19 protein-coding genes are annotated in these 22,404 nt (G+C 69.4%); 13 read left to right on the top strand and 6 right to left on the bottom strand.

What is annotated here, in order from left to right; genetic code table 11:
* Window positions 1-66 precede the first annotated feature (66 nt).
* On the bottom strand, window positions 67-540 hold the full coding sequence (locus AC1DB8_RS13780) for an Lrp/AsnC family transcriptional regulator (protein ID WP_476893340.1): 474 nt from the start codon (window positions 538-540) through the stop codon (window positions 67-69).
* A gap of 173 nt (window positions 541-713) precedes the next feature.
* Between AC1DB8_RS13780 and AC1DB8_RS13775 the strand changes: the two genes are divergently transcribed.
* From AC1DB8_RS13775 to AC1DB8_RS13745, 7 genes are all read left to right on the top strand, one after another.
* Complete coding sequence (locus AC1DB8_RS13775; protein WP_476893339.1) at window positions 714-2,090, top strand: amino acid permease; 1,377 nt, start codon at window positions 714-716, stop codon at window positions 2,088-2,090.
* Window positions 2,091-2,208: 118 nt separating this feature from the next.
* Window positions 2,209-2,619, top strand: coding sequence for a YciI family protein (locus AC1DB8_RS13770; RefSeq protein WP_476893338.1), 411 nt, complete (start codon window positions 2,209-2,211; stop codon window positions 2,617-2,619).
* A 6-nt stretch (window positions 2,620-2,625) separates the two neighbouring features.
* On the top strand, window positions 2,626-3,816 hold the full coding sequence (locus tag AC1DB8_RS13765) for an RNA polymerase sigma factor (protein ID WP_476893337.1): 1,191 nt from the start codon (window positions 2,626-2,628) through the stop codon (window positions 3,814-3,816).
* A gap of 115 nt (window positions 3,817-3,931) precedes the next feature.
* A complete protein-coding gene (locus AC1DB8_RS13760; protein WP_476893336.1) occupies window positions 3,932-4,969 on the top strand; it encodes a thiamine pyrophosphate-dependent enzyme in 1,038 nt (345 codons plus the stop codon).
* Window positions 4,962-6,017, top strand: coding sequence for an alpha-ketoacid dehydrogenase subunit beta (locus tag AC1DB8_RS13755; protein ID WP_476893335.1), 1,056 nt, complete (start codon window positions 4,962-4,964; stop codon window positions 6,015-6,017). Before AC1DB8_RS13760 ends, AC1DB8_RS13755 begins: the two co-directional genes overlap by 8 nt.
* A complete protein-coding gene (locus AC1DB8_RS13750; RefSeq protein ID WP_018775751.1) occupies window positions 6,010-6,339 on the top strand; it encodes a biotin/lipoyl-containing protein in 330 nt (109 codons plus the stop codon). Before AC1DB8_RS13755 ends, AC1DB8_RS13750 begins: the two co-directional genes overlap by 8 nt.
* 4 nt (window positions 6,340-6,343) lie before the next feature.
* Window positions 6,344-7,171, top strand: coding sequence for an alpha/beta fold hydrolase (locus AC1DB8_RS13745; protein WP_476893334.1), 828 nt, complete (start codon window positions 6,344-6,346; stop codon window positions 7,169-7,171).
* 90 nt (window positions 7,172-7,261) lie between these two features.
* Here AC1DB8_RS13745 and AC1DB8_RS13740 read toward each other — a convergent pair whose 3' ends face one another.
* On the bottom strand, window positions 7,262-8,596 hold the full coding sequence (locus tag AC1DB8_RS13740; RefSeq protein WP_441417395.1) for an MFS transporter: 1,335 nt from the start codon (window positions 8,594-8,596) through the stop codon (window positions 7,262-7,264).
* A 371-nt stretch (window positions 8,597-8,967) separates the two neighbouring features.
* Here AC1DB8_RS13740 and AC1DB8_RS13735 point away from each other — a divergent pair, with 371 nt between their 5' ends.
* From AC1DB8_RS13735 to hpaD, 6 genes are all read left to right on the top strand, one after another.
* Complete coding sequence (locus tag AC1DB8_RS13735) at window positions 8,968-9,684, top strand: IclR family transcriptional regulator (protein ID WP_441417394.1); 717 nt, start codon at window positions 8,968-8,970, stop codon at window positions 9,682-9,684.
* A gap of 89 nt (window positions 9,685-9,773) precedes the next feature.
* Window positions 9,774-11,270: a fumarylacetoacetate hydrolase family protein gene (locus AC1DB8_RS13730; RefSeq protein WP_476893333.1), complete on the top strand. Its 1,497-nt coding sequence runs from the start codon at window positions 9,774-9,776 to the stop codon at window positions 11,268-11,270.
* A complete protein-coding gene (locus AC1DB8_RS13725) occupies window positions 11,267-11,953 on the top strand; it encodes a GntR family transcriptional regulator (protein ID WP_476893332.1) in 687 nt (228 codons plus the stop codon). Before AC1DB8_RS13730 ends, AC1DB8_RS13725 begins: the two co-directional genes overlap by 4 nt.
* 52 nt (window positions 11,954-12,005) lie before the next feature.
* A complete protein-coding gene (gene dapA / locus AC1DB8_RS13720) occupies window positions 12,006-12,950 on the top strand; it encodes a 4-hydroxy-tetrahydrodipicolinate synthase (RefSeq protein WP_441417391.1) in 945 nt (314 codons plus the stop codon).
* 41 nt (window positions 12,951-12,991) lie between these two features.
* A complete protein-coding gene (gene hpaE / locus AC1DB8_RS13715) occupies window positions 12,992-14,494 on the top strand; it encodes a 5-carboxymethyl-2-hydroxymuconate semialdehyde dehydrogenase (protein ID WP_476893331.1) in 1,503 nt (500 codons plus the stop codon).
* 60 nt (window positions 14,495-14,554) lie between these two features.
* Window positions 14,555-15,628 carry a 3,4-dihydroxyphenylacetate 2,3-dioxygenase gene (gene hpaD / locus AC1DB8_RS13710; RefSeq protein ID WP_476893330.1) on the top strand — a complete coding sequence of 358 codons (1,074 nt, stop codon included), beginning with the start codon at window positions 14,555-14,557 and terminating at the stop codon, window positions 15,626-15,628.
* A 70-nt stretch (window positions 15,629-15,698) separates the two neighbouring features.
* On the opposite strand, the gene AC1DB8_RS13705 is transcribed toward hpaD, so the two are convergent.
* The 4 genes from AC1DB8_RS13705 to AC1DB8_RS13690 all read right to left on the bottom strand — a co-directional run bounded on the left by AC1DB8_RS13705 (window position 15,699) and on the right by AC1DB8_RS13690 (window position 22,400).
* On the bottom strand, window positions 15,699-17,024 hold the full coding sequence (locus AC1DB8_RS13705; RefSeq protein ID WP_476893329.1) for an MFS transporter: 1,326 nt from the start codon (window positions 17,022-17,024) through the stop codon (window positions 15,699-15,701).
* Between the two features lie 89 nt (window positions 17,025-17,113).
* Window positions 17,114-20,182, bottom strand: a complete 3,069-nt coding sequence (locus tag AC1DB8_RS13700; RefSeq protein ID WP_476893328.1) for an AAA family ATPase — start codon at window positions 20,180-20,182, stop codon at window positions 17,114-17,116.
* Window positions 20,179-21,381 (bottom strand): exonuclease SbcCD subunit D, encoded by a 1,203-nt coding sequence (locus tag AC1DB8_RS13695; protein WP_476893327.1) that lies wholly within the window; start codon window positions 21,379-21,381, stop codon window positions 20,179-20,181. The genes AC1DB8_RS13700 and AC1DB8_RS13695 overlap by 4 nt, the downstream gene beginning before the upstream one ends.
* A 65-nt stretch (window positions 21,382-21,446) precedes the next feature.
* The gene (locus tag AC1DB8_RS13690; RefSeq protein ID WP_476893326.1) at window positions 21,447-22,400 is read right to left on the bottom strand and encodes an MIP/aquaporin family protein; all 954 of its coding nucleotides are present in this window, start codon (window positions 22,398-22,400) and stop codon (window positions 21,447-21,449) included.
* Window positions 22,401-22,404: the final 4 nt, after the last annotated feature.

The raw sequence follows: 22,404 nt of genomic DNA, 5'->3' as shown, positions 1-22,404 counted from the left end.
AGAACTAATTCTACGACGACGCCGGTCCGGCGCAAAATGTTGCGGTCCCCCGGGCTGGCCGCGCGGCTACTCCCGCTGCGCGGCGGCTTCCAGCAGCGGCAGGGTCCGGCCCTCGAAGTGGGTGTTGAGCACGATCACCGAGGAGGAACGGAGCACGGTCCGGGTGGCGATCATCGCGTCCAGCACCCGCTGCAGGTCCGGGTTGGAGCCGGCCGCAATCCGGGCCATCAGGTCCGAGCTGCCGGACACGGTGTGGATCTCGATCAGCTCCGGAATGCGCGCCAGTGCCTCCACGACGGCGTCATGGCCCAGGTCCTGGTTGATGGTCAGGGAGCAGAAGGCGACCACCGGGTAGCCGAAGCGGGCGGGATCCGGTTGCGGCACCCAGGAGCCGATGACGCCGCTGTCCTGCATCCGGTCCAGCCGCGACTGCACGGTGGCCCGGGCGACCTTCAGCACCCGGGACGCCTCCAGCACGGAGGCCCGAGGGGCGTCCGTGAAGAATCGGACAATCTTGGCGTCCAGCGGGTCCACGTTCACGTCAGTTTCCTTGCCTGCAGGGATTCAACCGCACAAATCGTCGTGATTCGGGCCGGCTATTCAACAAACTGCAACCATGCTCTCACGCCGCCCGCGCGCGAGGGCACCCCGGGGACGGTAAATTCGAATGGTCCCAAAAGGACGCATCCACCACCGTAAGAAGGTTCGCCAGCATGACAACGAAGTCCACCGCGGAGCGCCCGGCCGTGAAGCTCGGCCACAGCATGAAACCCCGCCAGCTCACCATGATGGGACTCGGCAGCGCCATCGGCGCAGGTTTGTTCCTCGGATCGGGGGCCGGAATCCAGGCCGCCGGTCCGGCCGTCCTGATCTCCTACCTGGTCGCGGGCACCCTGATCATCATCGTGATGTGGGCCCTCGGCGAGATGGCCGCCGCAAACCCGAACAGCGGCGCGTTCTCCGTCTACGCCGAGAAAGCCATGGGAAAGACCGCCGGCGCCACCGTGGGCTGGCTCTGGTGGCTGCAGCTCGTCGTCGTCATCGCGGCCGAGGCGCTCGGTGCGGCCGGGCTGCTCTTCACGATCTGGCCTGTTGTTCCGGTGTGGGGACTCGCCCTGATTTTCATGGCCGTCTTCACGGCCATCAACCTCGCCGGGGTGAAAAACTTCGGCGAGTTCGAATTCTGGTTCGCGATCCTCAAGGTCGCCGCCATCCTGCTGTTCCTGGCCATCGGCGCCGCGCTGCTGTTCGGCTGGCTGCCGGAGGTTCCCAGCCCGGGACTGAGCAACATCACCTCCAACTTCGCCCCGGCGGGCCTGGGCGGAATCGCGGCGGCCTTGTTCGTGGTCATCTTCGCCTTCGGCGGCACGGAAATCGTCAGCGTCGCCGCGGCAGAGACGGAGAACCCCGAACGCAGCGTGGGCCACGCGATCCGCACCGTCGTCTGGCGCATCCTGGTGTTCTACATCGGCTCCGTGTTCGTCATCGCCGCCGTGCTGCCTTCGACGTCGGCAGCACTGAAGTCGCCGTTCGCAGGCGTCCTGGATCTGGCCCGCATCCCCGGCGCCGGCGCGGCAATCACCCTGGTCGCCGTCGTCGCCCTGCTCTCGGCCCTCAACGCGAACCTTTACGGCGCCTCCCGGATGGCCTACTCGCTGTCCGTGCGCGGCGAAGCTCCCGCCTTCCTTTCGCGGCTCAACACGGCCCGGGTCCCGGTCATCGCCGTCAGCATCTCGGTGGCCTTCGGCTTCCTGGCGGCCGTGCTCGAACTGCTGTTCCCGGAAAGGATCCTCCCGGCGCTCTTCCAGCTGGTGGGCTCGACCTGCCTCGTGGTGTGGGGCTCGGCCCTGGTATCCCAGCTGATCCTGCGGCGCCGGGCGGACCGTGCGGGCACCGCCCTTCCGCTGCGCATGAAGGGCTTCCCGGGGCTCACGGTGTTCGGTCTGGTTCTCCTGGCCCTGATCTTCGCCGTCGGCTTCAGCAGCCCGGAGAGCAGCAGACAGCTCTTCAGCACCATGGCGCTGATCGCCGGCATCGCCGCCGCCTGCTGGATCGGGGCCCGGCTCGGCCGTGCACGCCGCGCCGACTGAGGCTCCCCGCTGCAGCCTTTCGGGACTAAATTTGGGGATGCATGTCGAGAAGTCTTGACCGGCTCCGCTCACTAAGTGGAAGACCACGACAGGCGTGGCCCCAAAATAGGAGATCATCATGCCGAAGTATCTGCTCCTCAAGCATTACCGCGGCGGCCCCGTGCCGCACCGTCCAGTGCCCCCGATGGACCAGTGGGCCCCGGCGGACGTAGAGGCACATATGGCTTTCCTCAGGCGGGTCAGCGAGGTGCTTGAGGAGAACGGCGAGTACGTCGATGCGCAGGCGCTCACCCCGGAGCGCACCTGGGTTCGCTACGGAGGCCCGGGCGCCGCACCCGTCACCACAGATGGCCCGCTTCCTGAGACCAGCGATCTGGTTGCCGGGTGGTACATGATCGACGTCGAGTCACGCGAACGGGCAGTCGAACTCGCAGCCTTCGTCTCCTCCGAGCCGGGCCCGGGCGGCGAGCCCCTCTACGAGTGGATCGACATCCGTGAAGTCATGTCCGGGGCACCCTCGCACGACTAACCGGGCGTGATCATCGATCCGATGCGAACACTGGACGAGGGCGCCCTGCGTGCCCTCGTCCGGCGGGTGCTCGCAGGTCTGGTCCGGCGGGGCGAGGACTTCGACGAAGCTGAGGATGCGGTCCAGGAGGCGCTGCTCGAAGCGCTGCGGGTCTGGCCGGAACACCCACCGCGCGAACCGCATGCCTGGCTGACCACTGTCGCCATCCGCCGGCTTGTCGACGCCCGACGCAGCCAGGCAGCCCGTCACAGACGAGAAGAGGCCACTCGCGACGAGCCGCAGTCCCCTCTGACAGACGAGGGCGATGACACGCTCTTTCTACTTTTCTGCTGCTGCCACCGTAGCCTTGCACCTGCCTCCCAAGTGGCTCTGACCCTCCGCGCTGTCTGCGGCCTCACTACCCGCGAGATCGCCGACGCCTTCTTCGTTCCGGAAGCGACAATGGCGCAACGGATCAGCCGCGCCAAGCGCTCCCTGCAGGGGCGCCGCCTGGACCAGCCCGGCGACCTCAGCGTCGTACTGCATGTGCTCTACCTGGTCTACACGCGCGGCCACGCTGGCCGCCTCGACCTGGCACAGGAAGCCATCCGACTCGCTCGCCAGCTCACCCTCGTGACTGAAGAACCGGAGGCGCGCGGGTTGCTGGCCCTCATGCTCCTCAACCACGCTCGGCTCCCGGCACGGCTCGATCCCGAAAGCCGGATTGTCACCCTCGACCGGCAGGACCGCGGCCTGTGGGACGGACGAGAGATCGCGGAGGGCGTTCGCGTCCTGCAATCAGCGCTGGCCGCTCAGCGCTTCGGCAGATACCAGATCGAGGCTGCGATCGCAGCACTTCATGACGATGCCGCGACCGCCGAAGAGACCGATTGGCCGCAAATTCTTGCCTGGTACGACGACCTCGTCGCGCTCACCGACGACCCGGCGCGTCATAACCCGGCCGCAGCACTCGGGCGCGCGGTCGCAGTCGGCCACGTTCACGGCGCATCTGCAGGGCTGCAAGAGACCTACCTGCTACGGGACGTGATCGGCGAGCGGCACCGCTGGCATGCAGTCCTGGGCTATCTGCACGAGTTGGGCGGCTGTTTCTCCGCCGCTGCTGCCGCCTACGCCGAAGCTGCCCGCCGGGCGACGAACGTCGCCGAACGCGACCACCTTGTCCGGCAGGCCTCCCGCGCACGGACCAGGGCCGAGTAAATACACTGTACAAACTGCCAAGCGGGATGAGGCCGGGAACGGCAGCTTTTGACAGAATGGTCAGTGTTACCTGAGCTGATTGCCTAGAGCTCGGCCCGTGACTAGGGTCACAGGCATGGACACACTCCCCCTCGCGGTTACCGGCGACGACGCCGGTCCCCTCACCCCCGCCCAGCTGCGCGAGCTCTACTCGCTGATGGTCGCGGTCCGGCACCTCGACACCTCCGCGATCGCCTGGCAGCGGCAGGGCATCATCCCCGGCTACGCCCCGGAGCTCGGCCAGGAGGCTGCCCAGGTCGGGAGCGGCTACGCCGTCGACACCACCCGCGACTTCGTCTTCCCCACCTACCGCGAGATGGGCGTCGCCCGGACCATGGGCGTGGACATGGTGGGCTACATGTCCACCCACAAGGCCACCTGGCACGGCGGCCTGTACGACCCGATGGAGTCCCGGCTCGCCCCGATCCAGGCCGTCGTCGCCGGATCCGTGCTGCACGCGGTCGGCTGGGCCCACGGCCAGACCCTGGACCAAAAAGACGGCGTGGCGCTGACGTACTTCGGCGACGGAGCCTCCTCGCAGGGCGACGTCCACGAGGCGATGAACTTCGCCGCCGTGATGAAGGCACCCGTGGTCTTTTTCGTGCAGAACAACGGCTGGGCCATCTCGGTCCCGACCGGCCGCCAGGTGGCCGGCGGCTCCGTCGCCGCCCGCGCGGCCGGCTACGGCATGCCGGCGCTGCAGATCGACGGCAACGACGTCGTCGCCGTCGTCGAGGCGACCCGCCGCGCCTTCGCGCACGCCCGCTCCGGCAACGGCCCCGTGCTGATCGAGGCGATGACCTACCGGCGCGGGCCGCACTCGACCTCCGATGACCCGGGCCGCTACCGCTCCCTTGACGAGGAGCGCGACGGCGCCGGCGAGGATCCGCTGGAGCGGCTCAAGCAGCGGCTGCTGGCGGACGGATCCGCCGACGCGGCGTTCTTCGCCGAGGCGCTGGCCGCCGCCAAGGCCGAAGAGGAGCAGATCCGGACCGGCATCCAGGCCCTTGGCCCGCGCCCCGGAAACGAAATGTTTGACCTGGTCTTCCAGGAAACCACCCCTGCCCTGCAGGCCCAGGCCGCCAACTGGCGCGAGGAGTCCGAACATGTCTAACTCGATTCTCGAAAGCAGTGCCGCTGCAAGCACGAGCGCAGATGCCCCCGCCTCCACCACGGTGATGTCCATGCAGCAGGCGCTCAACCGCGCCCTCGACGAGGTGCTCGAGGAAAACCCCAAGGCTGTGATCTTCGGCGAGGACTGCGGCCGGCTTGGCGGCGTCTTCCGGATCACGGACGGACTGCAGGCCAAGCACGGCGCGCAGCGGGTCTTCGACACCCCGCTGGCGGAGTCCGGCATCCTCGGCATGTCCGTGGGCCTGGCGATGGCCGGCTTCCACCCCATCCCCGAGGTCCAGTTCGACGGCTTCGCCTACCCGGCCATCAACCAGATCGTCTGCCAGATCGCCCGGATGAACTACCGCAGCCGCGGCACCATGCCGATGCCGATCACCCTGCGGGTGCCCAGCTTCGGCGGCATCCGGGCCCCCGAACACCACGGCGAAAGCCTCGAGGCGCTCTTCGCCCACGTGCCCGGGCTCAAGGTGGTTTCGCCGTCGAACCCGCACGAGGCCTACCACCTGCTCAAATACGCCGCCACGCGGCCGGATCCGGTGATCTTCATGGAGCCGAAGTCCCGCTACTGGCAGAAGGGCGAGGTCGATCCCGGCAAGGCCGATCCCTCCGGCGGCGCGCCCGAAGGCGCCAAGGTCATGCGCGAGGGCAGGCACCTGACGCTCGTGGCCTGGGGCGCCATGGTGGCCCGCTGCCTGCAGGTGGCCGAACTCGCCGCCGAGGACGGAATCGACGTCGAGGTCCTGGATCTACGCTGGCTCAAGCCGATCGACGCCGCGGCGCTGGCCGCCTCCGTGCGCAAGACGCGCCGCGCCGTCGTCGTCCACGAAGCGCCGCTGACCTCCGGGCTGGGCGCCGAGGTGGCGCAGCTGATTACGCAAAGCTGCTTCGACACCCTCAAGGCACCGGTGGAGCGCGTGACCGGCTTCGACGTCCCGTACCCCTCCGGCGACCTCGAAGATGAATACATCCCGAACATTGACCGGATCCTCTTCGGCATCCAGCGAGTATTGGAGTACAAACGTGGCTGAAATTTCCTTCCCGCTGCCGGATCTTGGCGAGGGCCTGATCGAGGCGACCGTGCTGGAATGGCTGGTCTCGCCGGGCGAGCAGGTGGAGCGGAACCAGCCGCTGGTGGAGGTCGAAACCACCAAGTCGGCCGTCGAATTGCCCAGCCCGCAGGCAGGTAAGGTAGTGCGTATCTACGGCGGGCCCGGCGACAAGATCAATGTCGGCGAGCCCCTGATCGTGTTCGAGGTGCCGGACAACACCGCCGGCATCGTGGGCACGGTCCCGAAGGAAGAGGCACCGAAGCGCCGGGTTCGCCTGAGCGCCGTACTTGATGAGGACTGACACCATGAGCGGCAGGCACACCGGCGAGCAGCATTCCCACACGGTCGAAGGCACCGACCCCCAGCTTTACGTCGGGGTGCACGATCCGAAGGACGACGCCGGGCTGCGTCCGGTCCTGCTGCTGCACGGCTTCTCCTCCTCCTCCAAGCTCAACTGGAAGGACACCGGCTGGATCACCGCCCTCACCGACGCCGGCCGCCGCGTCATCGCCGTGGACCTGCCCGGCCACGGCCGCAGCGGCGCCCCGGAGGACCGGGATTCCTACTCCCCCAGCAAGATCCGCGCGGATCTGCTCCAGATTGCGTTCGACGCCGGCGCACGTCCGCTGCGCGACGGCGATCCGGCCAGCGGCCTGGACGTGATCGGCTACTCGCTGGGGTCCCGGCTGGCCTGGGAATTCGGCGCCACCCAGCACGAACTGGTCCACCGGCTGGTGCTCGGCGGGCCCAACGTGGCGGACCCGTTGGCGGACTTCGACCTGGTCGCCGCGCAGCGCTACCTGGCGGACGGAACGCCGATCGCGGACGCGTCCACCGCCGGGCTGCTGAAGATGGCGCAACTGCTGCCCAGCAACAACATCTTTGCCCTGCTGTCCCTGATCGAGGCGATCAAGGACGAGCCGTTCGACCCCGCCGAGGCGGTCCCGCAAATGCCGGTGCTGCTGGTGGCCGGGGAGAAGGACGAACGGGCCGCGTCCATGCCCGAGCTCGCCGCTCTCGGCGCCAAGGCCGGGGCGATGGTGGAACAGCTCATCCTGCCGGCGCGGAACCACACGAACGCCGTGACCAGCCGGGCCTTCAAGCAGGGTGCCATCAGCTTCCTGGGCGTCTAAGCACTCGCTTAAACAGCAACGCGGGGTCACTTTCGGCCCATCCGGGGGTTCCGGATGGGCCGTAAGTGACCCCGCGTTGTTTTTGGCTGCCTAGTGGTGGCGGCTGACGCCCAGCGGACGGCCGCGGGTTTCCTTGGCCAGGATGACGCCGACGGCGGAGATGACGCAGAGGATCATGATGTAGATGCCGATGGAGCCGGTCCAGTGCGTGCCCTGCAGCAGGGCCTCGGCGATGGTCGCCGCGAAGGCGCCGCCCAGGATGGCGCCGAAGGCGTAGCCGATGGAGATGCCCGAGTAGCGTACGTTCGCCGGGAACATCTCGGCGTACATCGCGGACATCGGGCCGTAGGACAAGCCCAGGCCGATGGTCAGGACGAACAGCGCCGTGCCGTAGAGAACGATGTCCTTGGTGTCGATCAGGGCGAACATCGGGATCATCCAGGCGAAGACGATCCCGTAGCCGATCAGGAAGGTCTTGACGCGGCCAATCTTGTCCGAGAGCCAGCCGCCGACCAGGGTGAAGATGAGCCAGCCGAAGGACGCCAGTGTGGTGGCCAGCAGGATCTGCGGGGTGGGCATCTTCAGCGTCTTGGTGGCGTAGGAGATGAAGAAGGCGATCAGCAGGTAGCCGGCAGCGTTGTTGCCGATGAAGATCATCGTCGAGTAGAGGACAGCCTTCTTGTGCTTGCGGATCAGCTCGCCCAGGGGCGCCCTGCTTTCTTCCTTGCGCTCCTGCATTTCCTTGAAGACCGGGCTCTCAGCCACGGCGCGCCGGATGAGGTAACCGACCACGATCAGGACGATCGAGAGCAGGAACGGCACCCGCCAGCCCCAGCTGCCGAAGTCTTCCTTGGACATCGACGTGTTGAGGAAGTAGAGCAGGCCGGTGGCGAGGATCATGCCCACCGGGACGCCGATCTGCGGGTAGGCGCCAAACAGGCCGCGCTTGCTCATCGGTGCGTGCTCGACGGCCATCAGGGCAGCGCCGCCCCATTCACCGCCGGCGGAGAAGCCCTGGATGATGCGGAGCAGGATCAGGAGGATCGGGGCCCAGACGCCGATCTGCGCGTAGGTCGGCAGCATGCCGATCAGTGCCGTCGCGGCGCCCATCATGACCAGGGTGAAGACAAGCATGGCCTTGCGGCCCAGGCGGTCGCCGAGGTGGCCGGCAACGATGGCGCCCAGCGGGCGGAACAGGAAGCTGATGCCGATCAGGGCGAAGGACAGGATCTGCGCCAGGCCCGGGTTGGAGGCATTCAGCGGCGCGAGGAAGAGCGGGGACAGCAGCGTTGCTGTCAGTTGGGCGAAGATGAAGAAGTCGTACCACTCGATCGTGGTACCGACCAGCGTCCCGGCGAGGACCTTGCGTTCCTCATGCTTGCTGCTGGGGCCCGTCTCTGAATCGACGGTTGAAGTTGCGGTCATTGGAACTCCGTTGCTGGGGGCAGAGGTGCTGCCCGGGTGGGTGCAAGTGAAAAACTAAATGCCTACAGAATTACTGATCGAACGGTCAGTTAGTAACTGTGATACTACTATGAAATGTGTGATCAGGCACACATTTCCGCCAAAAAGCTTCGCCGCCCCGGAAAGTGACGGGGAAACCCGCTGGCAGAACTCCCGGTCGGCGTCGGCCGGCGACTCCCGGCCGCGGGCCCGGGAAGGCGCTTGTCGCCCGGGAAGGCGCTTGTTAGCCCTCACCGCGTGTTCTATAATCGAACAAGCAGTTCACTTATAGAACGCTACTTCACTGTGAGCCGGAACACAAGACTCCCCCGCCCGCCTCTAGGATGGACTCCATGACCCCGAACGCCGGCAGCACCCAGGCCCCGCCGTCCCAGACGCTGTCCCGGGGCATCCGGGCCCTGGAGATCCTGGCCGACGCCCCGGAGCCGCTCACCATCGCCGAGCTCGCCGACGCCATGGGTGTCCACCGTTCGGTCGCCTACCGCATCCTGCGCACCCTCGAGGACCACTCGCTGCTGGTCCGGGACGACGCCGGCAGGGTCCAGCCCGGCCCCGGCCTGGCCGTCCTCGCCCGCGGCGTCGCCCGCAATCTCCAGACCGCCGCGCTGCCTGAGCTGACCCAACTGGCCAACGCCCTGACCATGAGCGCCTTCGTGGCCGTCTGGGACCGCGAGGACTGCGTCACCCTCGTCACCGTCGATCCGCGCCACACGGGGGCGGCCGTGGTCCAGCACCCGGGCTCCCGGCACCCGGTCAGTGCCGGAGCGCCCGGCATCGCAATCCAGTCGGCGCTTTCGGAGCAGGAATGGCACCGTCTCGCCCCGGGCATCCCCTACCGGTCGGAGGCGGCCGAGGCGCGCCGCCGCGGCTTCGCGGCCAGCCATGACGAGGTCATCCCCGGCGTCTCCTCGCTGGCCGTGCCGGTCAGGGTTCCCGGCGGGCGCCCGGCCGCCCTGGCGGTGGTCTACATCCGCGCCGCACAGGACCCGGATGAGGTTGCGGCCGCCCTGTCGGCGAGCGCCGCGCGGATCGAGGCGCAGCTGGCCTGAGGCCCCCGGCCCGGGTTCTCTCTTGACAAGGCGGTCCAGTTCGGGCAGTTTTGTATCGTATACGATTTCATACTCAATGAGGAGATGCGATGGAGCAGCTTTCGCAGGACGCCCTGGCCGCCACCGGCAAGGTCATCGCGGTGCACATCAACTACCCGAGCCGCGCCGCCCAGCGCGGCCGCACCCCGGAGCAGCCCTCCTACTTCCTGAAGCCGTCCTCCTCGCTGAGCCTCTCCGGCGGCACCGTCGAACGCCCCGCCGGCTGCGAACTCCTGGCCTTTGAGGGCGAGGTGGCGCTGGTGATCGGCAGCCGGGCCCGCCGCGTTGCCCCGGACGAGGCCTGGCGCCACGTCGGCTTCGTCACGGCCTCCAACGACCTCGGCGTCTACGACCTGCGCTATGCGGACAAGGGCTCCAACCTGCGTTCCAAGGGCGGGGACGGTTTCACCCCCGTGGGCCCGGGCCTCCTCCCGGCCGCCGAGGTCGACCCGGCAGGCCTCCGCATCCGCACCTGGCTCAACGGCGAACTGGTGCAGGAGGACACCACCGGCACGCTGCTGTTCCCCTTCGCCCGGCTCGTCGCGGACCTCTCCCAGCTCCTCACCCTGGAGCCGGGCGACATCATCCTGACCGGGACGCCCGCCGGCGCCTCCGTGGCCCAACCGGGCGACGTGATGGAGGTCGAGGTGGACGCCCCGGCGTCGGGGCTCACCACCGGCCGGCTGACGACGACGGCGGCCCAGGGCACCGTGCCCCTCGCCGACTACGGCGCGCAGCCGCGCAGCGACGAGGCCCAGCGCGCCGAGGCGTACGGCACGCCGGCAGCCGCCGCCGCCGAACCTACGGCAGCGGCGGAACCGGCCGCGCCGAAGAATGCTCTGACCCCCGAGCTGAAGGCGAAGCTCGAGTCCGTCGCCACCGCCACCTTGAGCTCCCAGCTGCGCAAGCGCGGCCTGAACAACGTCAGCATCGACGGCCTGCATTCGACCCGGCCGGACCGCACCGTCGTCGGGGTGGCCCGGACCCTGCGCTACGTGCCCAACCGCGAGGACCTCTTCAAGACCCACGGCGGCGGCTTCAACGCCCAGAAACGCGCCATCGACTCGCTCCGGGAAGGCGAGGTCCTCGTTATGGAGGCCCGCGGCGAAAAGGGCACCGGGACGGTCGGGGACATCCTGGCCCTGCGCGCCCAGGTCAACGGTGCCGTGGCCGTCATCACCGACGGCGGCGTCCGCGACGTCACCGCCGTCGGCGCCCTGGAGATGCCCACGTTCTTCGCGAACGCGCACCCCGCAGTCCTGGGCCGGCGCCATATCCCGTGGGACGTGGACCTCACCATTTCCTGCGGCGGCGCCACGGTTCAGCCCGGGGACATCATCGTGGGCGACGCGGACGGCATCCTTGTGATCCCGCCGGCACTCGCCGAGGAAGTGGCCGACGACGCCCTGGTCCAGGAGTCCGAAGAGACGTTCATCGCCGAGATGGTCGCCGCCGGGCACAGCGTGGACGGCCTGTACCCGATGAACGCCCAGTGGCAGGAAAAGTACAAGGCGTGGGCCGCGGACCGCGGGCAGTCCCGGCCATGACCAGCACCGTGAGCACGGCCGGCCCGGCTGGCGCCACCTCGAGCAAGTCGGAGCAGGCGTACGCGGCGGTCAAGGCCAGCATCCTCAGCGGCGAATACTCCCCCGGCTACCGGCTGGTGCTGGCCAAGATCGCCGAGGAGCTGGGCTTCAGCGTCGTCCCGGTCCGCGAAGCCATCCGCCGGCTCGAGGCGGAAAACCTCGTGGTGTTCGAACGCAACGTCGGCGCCACCGTGGCCGGCATCGATCCCACCGAATACCTCTACACAATGCAGACCCTGGGGATCGTCGAAGGCGCCGCGACGGCGTTGTCCGCGCCGCTGATCTCCGCCGCGGACATCGCCCGGGCCCGCGCGGTGAACGAACTGATGCGCGAGTGCCTGGAAAACTTCGACCCGGTCCGTTTCACCAGCCTGAACCGCGACTTCCACAGCGTCCTGTTCGAGCGCTGCCCCAACCCGCACATCCTCGACCTGGTGCACCGCGGCTGGAACCGGCTGCAGGCGCTGCGTTCCTCCACCTTCAGCTACGTGCCCGGCCGGGCCCGGCAGTCGGTCGAGGAACACGAGGCGCTGCTGGGGCTGCTGGAGGCGGGCGCCCCGGCGGACGACGTCGAACGCGCGGCCCGCGCGCACCGCGCCGCCACCCTCGATGCCTACCTCGCCCACCGGGCTCCGTCCCCCTGACCCCAGCGGGCCGGCCCCGGCCGCCCCTCCCTCGAACGATAAGGAAAAAACAATGAAGTTCCGTTCCGATCCCCAGCAGCACCTCAAAGGCTCCCTCGCCGCGATGTTCACCCCGTTCACGGCGTCCGGCGACGTCGACCACGACAGCCTGCGGAACATGGTCCAGTGGCAGATCGCCAGCGGATCCTCCGGCATCACGATCGGCGGGTCCACCGGCGAGCCCAGCGCCCAGTCCGTCGAGGAACGCGCCGCCGCCATCCGCGCGACCGCCGAGGCGATCGGCGACCGCGTGCCGTTCATGGCCGGCACCGGCACCGCAAAACTGCAGGAGACGCTGGAGCTGACCCAGGCCGCCGTCGACGCCGGCGCGGACGCGTCGATGATCATCACGCCCTACTACTCCCGGCCCACGCAGGAGGCCCTCTACCGCTGGTACGCCACGATCGCCACCGAGTTCCCGCAGATGCCGTTCGTGATCTACAACGTGCCGTCCCGCACCGCGGTGGACATGGCCCCCGAAACCGTGGCGCGGCTGTTCCGTGACTTCGACAACATCGTCGGGATCAAGGAGACCACGAAGGACTTCGAGCACTTCTCCCGTGTCATGCACCTGGCCGGCAAGGACCTGCTGGTCTGGTCCGGCATCGAACTGCTGTGCCTGCCGCTGATGGCGATCGGCGGCGTCGGTTTCATCTCGGCGCTGGCAAACATCGCCCCGAAGGCCTCCGCGGACATGTACAACGCCTGGGTCGAGGGTGACTTCGAGACCGCCCGGAAGATCCACTACGGCGTCCACCCGCTCGTGGACCTGTTGTTCGTCGAGACCAACCCGGCGCCCAGCAAGTGGCTGATGGCCGAGGCGGGGCTGATCTCCTCCGACTACGTCCGCCCGCCGCTGATCACGCCCACCGACGCCGGGCTGAAGAAAATCACCGAACTGATGGAGGCCGGCCGGGAGTACCTCACCCCGGTGGACGGCTTCCGGATCGCCAAATAACACCTCCCCGCCACTTCAACGCCGAAGCAAAGGATTGACCCATGGCCGAGCACTACATCCCGGACGATTTGCCCACCCGCATCCAGCACTACATCAACGGCGAGTTCGTCGACTCCGTCAGCGGCAAGACCTTCGATGTCCTGGACCCGGTGTCGAACGAAACCTATGCCACCGCGGCCGCCGGGCAGAAGGAGGACGTCGACCTCGCCGTCGCCGCCGCCCGCACGGCCTTCACCCAGGGTCCCTGGCCCCGGATGAAGCCGCGCGAACGCGCCCGCGTCCTGAACAAGATCGCCGACGCCGTCGAGGCCCAGGAGACCCGGCTGGCGCAGCTGGAGACCTTCGACACCGGCCTGCCGATCACCCAGGCCAAGGGCCAGGCGCTGCGGGCCGCAGAGAACTTCCGCTTCTTCGCCGACCTGATCGTGGCCCAGTTCGACGACGCCATGAAGGTCCCCGGCGCGCAGATCAACTACGTCAACCGCAAGCCGATCGGCGTCGCCGGCCTGATCACGCCGTGGAACACGCCGTTCATGCTCGAGTCCTGGAAGCTCGCACCGGCGCTGGCCACCGGCAACTGCGTGGTGCTCAAGCCGGCCGAATTCACACCGCTCTCCGCCTCCCTCTGGGCAAAGATCTTCAAGGACGCAGGCCTGCCCGACGGCGTCTTCAACCTGGTCAACGGCCTCGGCGAGGAAGCCGGCGACGCCCTGGTCAAGCACCCGGACGTGCCGCTGATTTCCTTTACCGGCGAAACCACCACCGGCAAGACGATCTTCCGCAACGCCGCGGAGAACCTCAAGGGCCTGTCGATGGAACTCGGCGGCAAGAGCCCGGCGATCATCTTCGACGACGCCGACCTCGACGCCGCGATCGACTCCACCCTCTTCGGCGTCTTCTCGCTCAACGGCGAGCGCTGCACGGCCGGCTCCCGGATCCTGGTCCAGCGCGGCATCTACGAGGAGTTCTGCGAGAAGTACGCCGCCCGCGCGAAGAACATCGTGGTCGGTGACCCGCACGACCCGAAAACCGAGGTCGGCGCGCTGGTGCACCCGGAGCACTACGAGAAGGTCGCCCGGTACGTGGAAATCGGCAAGTCCGAGGGCCGGCTGCTGGCCGGCGGCGGGCGTCCGGAGGGACTTCCGACCGGCAACTACATTGCCCCGACGGTGTTCGCCGACGTCGCCGCGGACGCCAGGATCTTCCAGGAGGAGATCTTCGGCCCGGTCGTGGCAATCACCCCGTTCGAGGACGACCCCGAGGCGCTGGCCCTGGCGAACAACACGAAGTACGGGCTGGCCGGCTACGTCTGGACCAACGACCTGACCCGGGCGCACAACTTCTCGCAGAACCTGGAGGCCGGCATGGTCTGGCTCAACAGCCACAACGTCCGGGACCTGCGCACCCCCTTCGGCGGCGTCAAGGCCTCCGGCCTGGGCCACGAGGGCGGCTACCGCTCCATCGATTTCTATACCGACCAGCAGGCCGTCCACATCACCCTGGGCAGCGTCCACACCCCGAAGTTTGGTGCCACGGCCCGCTGACGGCCCACCGCCTGTCTGCCACCCGCCACCGCACCCGCCAGCTCAAAGAGGAGTCACATCATGGCCAACGACATCATCACCCCCACGGTCCCCGCGCCGGACATTGTCCGCTGCGCCTACATGGACCTCGTGGTCACCGACCTGGAAAAATCCCGGGCGTTCTACGTGGACCTGCTGGGCCTGCACGTCACCTATGAGGACGAGGACGCGATCTACCTGCGTTCCTTCGAGGAGTTCATCCACCACAACCTGGTGCTGCGCAAGGGCCCCGTGGCCGCAGCCGCCGCATTCGCCTACCGGGTCCGCTCCCCCGAGGATGTGGACAAGGCCGAGGCCTACTTTGCCGAAATGGGCTGCCGCACGGAACGCCGCAAGGACGGCTTCGCCCGCGGGATCGGCGACGCGGTCCGGGTGGAGGACCCGCTGGGCTTCCCCTATGAGTTCTTCTACGAGGTGGAGCACGTGGAACGCCTCACCCAGCGCTACGACCTCTACAGCGCCGGCGAACTGGTCCGGCTGGACCACTTCAACCAGGTCACCCCCGACGTCCCGCGCGGCCGGAAGTACCTGGAGGACCTGGGCTTCCGGGTCTCCGAGGACATCAAGGACTCCGACGGCGTCACCTACGCGGCCTGGATGCACCGCAAGCAGACCGTGCACGACACCGCCCTCACCGGCGGCGACGGGCCGCGGATGCACCACATCGCCTTCTCCACCCACGAGAAGCACAACATCATCCAGATCTGCGACAAGATGGGCGCGCTGCGGATCTCGGACCGGATCGAGCGCGGACCCGGGCGGCACGGCGTGTCCAACGCCTTCTACCTCTACATCCTGGACCCCGACGGCCACCGCGTGGAGATCTACACCCAGGACTACTACACCGGCGATCCGGACAACCCCACGGTGACCTGGGACGTGCACGACAACCAGCGCCGCGACTGGTGGGGCAACCCCGTGGTCCCGAGCTGGTACACCGAGGCCTCCCTGGTCCTGGACCTCGACGGCAAGCCGCAGCCGCTCGTGATCCGCACCGACAGCAGCGAGATGGCCGTCACCGTCGGCGCCGACGGTTTCGCCTACACCCGTGAACCAGGCGAGGAGCGCGGCTTCAAACTCGGCTCCCAGCTCTAGATCACCTAACTGACTCGCAGTCGTTGTCGTTTCAGCCCGCAAAACGACAACAACTGCGAGTCAGTTGGGGTCATGCGGCCGCCCGGTTTCGGCGCTGGAGGACGACGGCGGCTGCCGCGCCGAGCAGGAACAGCGCCGCCGCGGCGCAGACCGGAACCAGGAACGCGGCCGAATAGCCGGAGTTCTGTGCCAGCTGGCCGGCGATGGACGAGCCCAGCGCTGTGCCGGCGACAATGCCGCTGGCCAGCGCCGTCATCACCGTGCCAAGTTTCCCCTCCGGGGCCACGACGCCGCCGATCGCGAACACGGTGACCATCAGCGGACCCACCGGCAGGCCCAGGACCAGCAGCACCAGGATCATCGGCAGCGCCGTCGAGGGCAGGAGCAACAGGGCCGCGAGCCCGGTCATCAGCGCCGCGCAGGCCAGCCAGCGGGCGTTGACGCTGAACCGCCGCGGCCAGTACGCCACGGAGAGCGCCGCGGCGGCGGAGCTCAGGCCCATCACCGCGTAGAGCAGTCCGGCCAGCTCGGAGGTGGCGAAGCTCGCCGCGAAGGAACTGAGGGAGGTCTGGGTCGAGCCGAAGAAGGTGCCCATGCAGACCATGGCCAGGACCGGCAACCCGACGGCGGCGAAGGTTGCCGCGCGCTGCCCGGTGGTGAGGGCTCTCCGTTGCTGTCGTGCGGCGGCCGCGGCCGCGCGGCTCCGGGCCGGGGTGCGCGGCACCGCGCGGTGCGTCGGGTGCACGGCGAACGCGGGAACCAGGGTGAGGGTGAGCGCGGCGGCCAGCGCGATCGGCAACCAGGGGCTGAGGAGGCTGGCGAGGATGCCCACCAGCGCCGGGCCCAGCACAAAGGTCAGCTCGTCGGCGGTGCTCTCATAGGACAGGGCCGTGTCCAGGTCTTCCGCGTGTCCGCCGCCGCGGGAGCTCAGCGCCATCCAGCGGACCCGTGCCAGCGGGCCGACCTGCGGGCAGCTGGCGCCCGCCACGAAAGCCGCGGCAAGCACCGGCACGGCGGCGGCCAGCTCCCGGCCGCCCGGGACCAGGTATGCGGCGAGGATCAGGGCGGTCACGGCGACCGCGTTGAAGACGGCGGAGAAGAGCAGGACGGGGCGCTGGCCCAGCCGGTCGGCGAGGGCGCCCAGCACCGGGGCCCCGAGTGCCGAGCCGATGCCGACGGCGCCGGCCGCGGCGCCGCCCACGGCATAGGAGTCGGTGACTGCGGTGACGAGGGTGAGGGCGCCGACGGTCAGCATGGCCAGCGGGAGACGGGCGAAAAGCCCAAGCGGGATGAAACTCCGGCCGGCGAGCAGGGGCAGCCGGGCAAAGCGGCCGCCGCTGCGGGCTGCCGCGGGCGCAGCGGAAAGGGACGTCGTGGAAGACGGTGAAGGGTTCATGATTCCGGGTTCGTTCGATAGTGCGCATCGTCCCTCCTCCCGATGCGCGCGACCCGGTAACCCTCCGATTGTACCCGAGCCGGCGGGCCTCAGGCCGGGGTGTCGTCGGAGATGTGCAGGGTGGATCCGTTCCGGCCCTTGACCACCTGGAGCTGGGTGGTGATCCGCTGCTTCATTTCCGCGACGTGGCTCACGAGGCCCACGACCCGGCCGCCGTCGCGGAGCCCTTCGAGCGCGTCCATGACCTGTTCGAGGGACTGTTCGTCGAGGCTGCCGAAGCCCTCGTCCACGAAGAGGGTCTCAATGTCCACCCCGCCGGATTCCATTTGCACCACGTCCGCGAGGCCGAGGGCCAGGGCGAGCGACGCCATAAAGGACTCGCCCCCGGAGAGCGTGGCGGTGTCGCGGCGCTGGCCGGTCCACTGGTCCACGACTTCGAGGCCCAGCCCGGATTTTTGCCCGCGGGCTGCCTTGGCGTCGGTGTGTTGCAGGGTGTAGCGGCCGTCGCTCATGCCGATCAGCCGCTCCGAGGCCGCAGCCGCCACCTGTTCCAACCTGGCCGCGAGCACGTAGCTGTTCAGGCTCATCCGGTAGTTGTTGTCTCCGCCGCCGCGGGCCGCCTCGGCCACGGCGGTCCACAGCGCTGCCCGTTCCCGGGGCTCCCGGCCGGCAGCCGCGTGCTCTGCATACTCGGCGGAGATCCGGCCCAGGGTCTGCACCGACTTCCCGGCGAGCCCGGAGGCCAGTACAGCCTCCCGGGCCTTGCGTTCCGCCGACGCACACTCGGCCCGGAGCTGATCGAGAACGGCGCCGTCCACGGGGCCGTCCGCGGCCAGCTCCCGGGCGGCCAAGGCGAGTTCCTCACCGGCAAAGAGTTCCGTAAGCCGGGCGGCTTCGTCCTGCCCGGCACGGACGGCGGCTTCCAACCCGGCCGCATCCGGTGCCGGCAGGAGTACCGATCGGGCCGCGTCCGCCGACTCGAAGCCGGCGTCCGGGAGGGCCCGCTCAAGCTGGGCACGCGCATCGGTGGTCCGCGCGCGGGCCTGTTCAAGGCTGCCGGCGGCCGCGTCGGCGCGTTCGAGCAGGGCCGTCGTTTCGCGAACAGAGACGAGGCGCTTGCCGAGGTTCGCGTGCCCGGCGCGCAGGCCCGCCAAGGCGGCCTCAAGGCCCTCGACCTGTCCGAGGACCTCGCTGATGGTGGATTCGGTCTGGGCGATCCCGGAAGCGGCCGCCGTCCGGGCCTGTTCCGCGGCCAGGATCTCCTCGTCCAGCTCCGAACGCCGGGCCCGGTTGGCCGCCAGCTCTGCGGCGGCGCGGGTGGCTTCGGCCGACCGCTCTTTCGCCAGTGTGGCCTCTCTGCGGGCCACGTCAGGCTCGGTGTCGCCGCCCTGGGCTGCCAGCACGGCGAGGTCCTGCTGGGCTTCGCCGAGTTCACGCTCCAGCGCCGACAGCACAGCCTCGGCCGCCTCGGCGTCCTCCTGCGCAGTCTTTTCAGCCTCGGCGATGGCCAGCGCGGACGCCGCGGCCGGAGCGGGGGCGGGGTGCTCGGCGCTGCCGCAGACCGGGCACGGCTGGTCCGGGAGCAGCTGGGCCGCGAGTTCCGCGGCGGCATTGGCGAGCCGCTCCTCCCGGAGGTCCAGCCAGCGCTGCCGGCGGTCCTGGTGGCTGTCGCGGGCCACGCGGTGGCGGTCGGTGATCCGTGCGCAGTTCTCCGCGGCGGAAGCGTGGCGGGCCACGATGGCGACCAGCTCTTCCGCGGCGGCGGCTTCCTTGGTGCGCAACTGGACTTCGGCGGCAAGTTCTTCGAGCGGAGCCAGAGCGGCAAGGAGTTCGGCGGTTTCGGCGCGCAGGGCGTCGAGGGTTGCGGCGCCGGATCGGCTGGCCGTGTGCAGTCCGTCCAGGGTGAGCTGCAGTTCGGCGCTGCGGCCGATCAGGACGGCAAGACGGTCCTCGTCCGGCAGCCGTTCCTCCAGGACGGCACGGAGGGAGCGCAGCCGGCCGAGCTCGCTCCGCAGCACTGATCCTTCGAGAAGCGACTCGCCGGCCGGTCCGTCGGAACCCGGAGGCGCGGCAGGCAGCGCGGCCAGCTCCGGGTCGGTGAGCGCCGCGGCCCGCAGTTCCGCAGCCGCGCCGGCGGCGGCCGCGGCCGCGCGTTCCTCGGCCGCCTCGGCACTGTCTACCGCCTGCAGCTGGCCGCCAAGCACTTCGGCTTTCCGGTGCTGTTCCAGTAATGCGGTCTTCTTCCGCAGCTCCGGGGCCGCCGCTTCGGCGGCGGCGCGGCGGCGCTCGGCCGCCGCAAGTTTTGCCTGCCGCGCGGCGCGCGCCGCCGTGCCCTCGAGAAGGGCGGCCAACTCGGCGCCGACCCGCTCGGACTCGACCGCGGCGGCCTGGCGTTCCCCGGCGGCCGAGCCGGCGCTGGCCTCAAGCCAGGCCAGCAGCTGGTCGGCGTCGTCGCGGCCGGGTGCCCCGTCCAGCTCGACGCCCAGGCCCGCGGTTTCCGCTTCGGCCTGGGCCAGCAGCAGTTCGAGCTTGTTGTTGAGGCTTTCCACCTCGGTGCGGGCCGCGGCGGCGCGCCGGCCCAGTTCCTGTTCCACCGCTTCGAAGCGCTGGGTGCCGAAGAGGCTTTGGAGCAGCACCAGCCGGTCGGAGGCCTTGGAGCGCAGGAAGGCAGCGAAGTCGCCCTGGGGCAGCATCACCACCCGGGTGAACTGCTCCCGGTCCATGCCCAGCAGGGCGGTGATTTCCGCACCTGCGTCGTCGTTGCGGCCGGACTTTTCCAGCCACTCGCCGTCGATCCGTTCCCGCAGCAGGGTGTTGGCCTTCTGCTCGGTGAACCCGTTCTTGCCCCGGGCGCTGGGCTTGTTCCAGGCGGGCGTCCGGGAAACTTCGAAGTGCCTGCCCTGGGCGGAGAACTCGCAGGTGACTCGCGGCTCGGCGGCGGGGTCCGCGTGGTCGCTGCGCAGCCGCTTGCCCTCCTGCCGGGCGCCGGGCACGGAGCCGTAGAGGGCAAAGCAGATGGCGTCCAGGACGCTGGTCTTTCCCGCGCCGGTGGCGCCGTTGAGCAGGAAGAGACCGTGCGTGCTGAGCCGGTCGAAGTCGATGTGCTCCGTGCCCGCGAAGGGGCCGAACGCGGAAAGTTCCAAGCGGTGGATCCTCACCGGGAAACCCCTTCCAGTCGGACGGCTTCGAGGGCTTCGGCCAGGACTCCGGACTCGGCCTCGTCGGCGGCGCGGCCGCGGACATGTTCCAGGAACCCGCAGCAGATCGAGAGGTCGTCCCCGGCCTGGGCCAGCCGGCTGCTGTAGCTGGTCTTGGCCGAGGCTTCGGCGCCCTCGGGGTCGAAGCCCAGGACGAGGGTGTCGGGAAAACGCGCCCGCAGCCGCTCCATGGCCTGGTTCGGGCGTTGCGCGTCGGTCAGCGTGATCTGGCAGTAGGCGCCCTCGGCCCAGGCGAACGCCTCGTCGGTGAGCAGCTCCTCCAGTTTGCCGCGCAACGTGGCGAGGCGGCGGGGCGCTTCCCACAGGACTTCCGTGACGGCGGTGACGCCGGTGGCGTCGACGTCGATCAGCCAGCCGCCCTTCTGGTGCTTCGCTTCGGAGAACGAGTAGGCCAGCGGTGAGCCCGAATAGCGGACCGCGGACGAGAGTGACTGCCGGCCGTGCAGGTGCCCCAGCGCGGTGTAGCTGAAGCCGTCGAAGAGGTCCAGCGGCACCGCGCCGACCCCGCCGATGCTCAGGTCCCGTTCACTGTCGGAGCTGATGCCGCCGCTGGCGAAGGTGTGGGCGAGCACCACCGAATGGACGGTCCGGGTCTTGGACCTGGCCGCGATGTCGGCGCGGACCAGCCCGGTGGCGGCACGCGTCACCTCGAAGTGGCTGGCGGTCTCGACGCCCAGCTGCGCGGCGACCAGCCGCGGCTCCAGCCAGGGGATGCCGTAGATCGCCAGCACCGGTCCGTTGTCCTCGTCCGCGCCGGCGCCGTTCGCCCCGGCGTCGTTCGAGAGCGGCAGCAGCAGCGGGGTGTCCAGCTCGGCAAGCCGGGTGCGCAGGTGCACTCCCCCGCGTTCGAGCAGGCGGGAGGCAAAGCCGAGCCGGATGGCCGAGTCGTGGTTGCCGCTGGTCAAAACCACCTTCGCCCCGGCGCCGCTCAGCCGCACGAGTGCGTCGTCGAGCAGGCCCACGACGTCGACGCCGGGCAGCGCACGGTCGTACACATCGCCGGCGATGAGGACGACGTCGACCGACTCTTCGCGGACGACGCCGACGAGTTGGTCGATAAAGGCGCGCTGGGCGTCAAGCATCCCGACGCCGTGGAACGACCGGCCCAGGTGCCAGTCCGAGGTGTGCAATAACCGCATGCCACTACGCTATCGGCTGCCACCGACACTATTGCGCACCGGCCCGGCGCCAGGGGTGACAGACGTTACAGGGTGCGCTTGTCGAAGAAGTCGCGGGCCTCATCCGCGGGCGTCGCGGAAGTCGCCGGCGCTGCGGGTACGGCGTCCCCCGCGTCGGCCGCGTTGTTGGGCTCGCCGGGCTCGTCAAGACTGTCGTCGTCGACGTCGGCATACCCGCTGGTCCGCTCCGGGCCGCCGGATACCGCGCCGGCCCGCACCGAGGTGCTCGCGAACCCCCGGAACACCAGCCCGGCAACCGCGGCGCCGACCAGCGGGGCCACCCAGAAGAGCCACAGCTGGCCCAGGGCGTCCGGGCTGCTGAAGAGCGCGGAAGCCGTGGCACGCGCCGGGTTGAACGGGGCGTTCCCGATGCTCTGGCCCAGCTGCAGCAGCACGGCCATGCTCAGGCCGACGGCGAAAGGCGCAGCGGCCTTGGCCGGGTTGCGTCCCGCGGTGGTGCCGAGATAGACCGCCACCAGCAGGGCGGCACCGAGCACCTCGACCAGCAGTACACCGGCCATCGGAGCCTGGATGACCGAGCGGCTGTCAAAACCCGCCGCGACCGTGTCGAAGGCCGTCTGCGTGCCGTTGAGTTTGGGAACCGTGCGCAGCACGCCGAACAGCGTCAGCGCCCCGAGCACGGCGCCCACCAGCTGCGCGCCAAGGTAGGCCGCGGCGTCGAGCGGCCTGATCCGGCCGGCGATCGCGTTGCCCACCGTGACCGCGGGGTTGAAATGGCCGCCGGACAGGTAGCCGAAGGCCAGCATGGCCGCCGTGAGGGCCAGGCCCGCCGCCAGCGAGGCGGACATCGGGTTGTACTGCGGAACGGCGAACAGCGGCACACCCAGGCCCACCACCACGACGAACAGGGTCCCCAGTGCCTCGGCGGACAGCCGGGCGATGAGGCCCGGCTGTCGGTCATCGGGTACGAGGGCCGGCTGGGCGACGTCCGGCTCGGAGGCGTGCACTGGCTTGGTCATGGCG

The organism is Arthrobacter sp. 10N410, from assembly GCF_056394945.1.
The sequence above is the reverse complement of the archived record's forward strand: the minus strand, read 5'-3'. Positions and strand labels throughout refer to the sequence as shown.

Coding starts and splice junctions, on each gene's coding strand:
- AC1DB8_RS13705 (WP_476893329.1), bottom strand. CDS start 17,024: ATGAACCCTTCACCGTCTTCCACGACGTCCCTTTCCGCTGCGCCCGCG.
- AC1DB8_RS13740 (WP_441417395.1), bottom strand. CDS start 8,596: ATGACCGCAACTTCAACCGTCGATTCAGAGACGGGCCCCAGCAGCAAG.
- AC1DB8_RS13735 (WP_441417394.1), top strand. CDS start 8,968: ATGACCCCGAACGCCGGCAGCACCCAGGCCCCGCCGTCCCAGACGCTG.
- AC1DB8_RS13760 (WP_476893336.1), top strand. CDS start 3,932: ATGGACACACTCCCCCTCGCGGTTACCGGCGACGACGCCGGTCCCCTC.
- hpaE (WP_476893331.1), top strand. CDS start 12,992: ATGGCCGAGCACTACATCCCGGACGATTTGCCCACCCGCATCCAGCAC.
- AC1DB8_RS13755 (WP_476893335.1), top strand. CDS start 4,962: ATGTCTAACTCGATTCTCGAAAGCAGTGCCGCTGCAAGCACGAGCGCA.
- dapA (WP_441417391.1), top strand. CDS start 12,006: ATGAAGTTCCGTTCCGATCCCCAGCAGCACCTCAAAGGCTCCCTCGCC.
- AC1DB8_RS13695 (WP_476893327.1), bottom strand. CDS start 21,381: ATGCGGTTATTGCACACCTCGGACTGGCACCTGGGCCGGTCGTTCCAC.
- AC1DB8_RS13725 (WP_476893332.1), top strand. CDS start 11,267: ATGACCAGCACCGTGAGCACGGCCGGCCCGGCTGGCGCCACCTCGAGC.
- AC1DB8_RS13745 (WP_476893334.1), top strand. CDS start 6,344: ATGAGCGGCAGGCACACCGGCGAGCAGCATTCCCACACGGTCGAAGGC.
- AC1DB8_RS13775 (WP_476893339.1), top strand. CDS start 714: ATGACAACGAAGTCCACCGCGGAGCGCCCGGCCGTGAAGCTCGGCCAC.
- AC1DB8_RS13770 (WP_476893338.1), top strand. CDS start 2,209: ATGCCGAAGTATCTGCTCCTCAAGCATTACCGCGGCGGCCCCGTGCCG.
- AC1DB8_RS13730 (WP_476893333.1), top strand. CDS start 9,774: ATGGAGCAGCTTTCGCAGGACGCCCTGGCCGCCACCGGCAAGGTCATC.
- AC1DB8_RS13690 (WP_476893326.1), bottom strand. CDS start 22,400: ATGACCAAGCCAGTGCACGCCTCCGAGCCGGACGTCGCCCAGCCGGCC.
- hpaD (WP_476893330.1), top strand. CDS start 14,555: ATGGCCAACGACATCATCACCCCCACGGTCCCCGCGCCGGACATTGTC.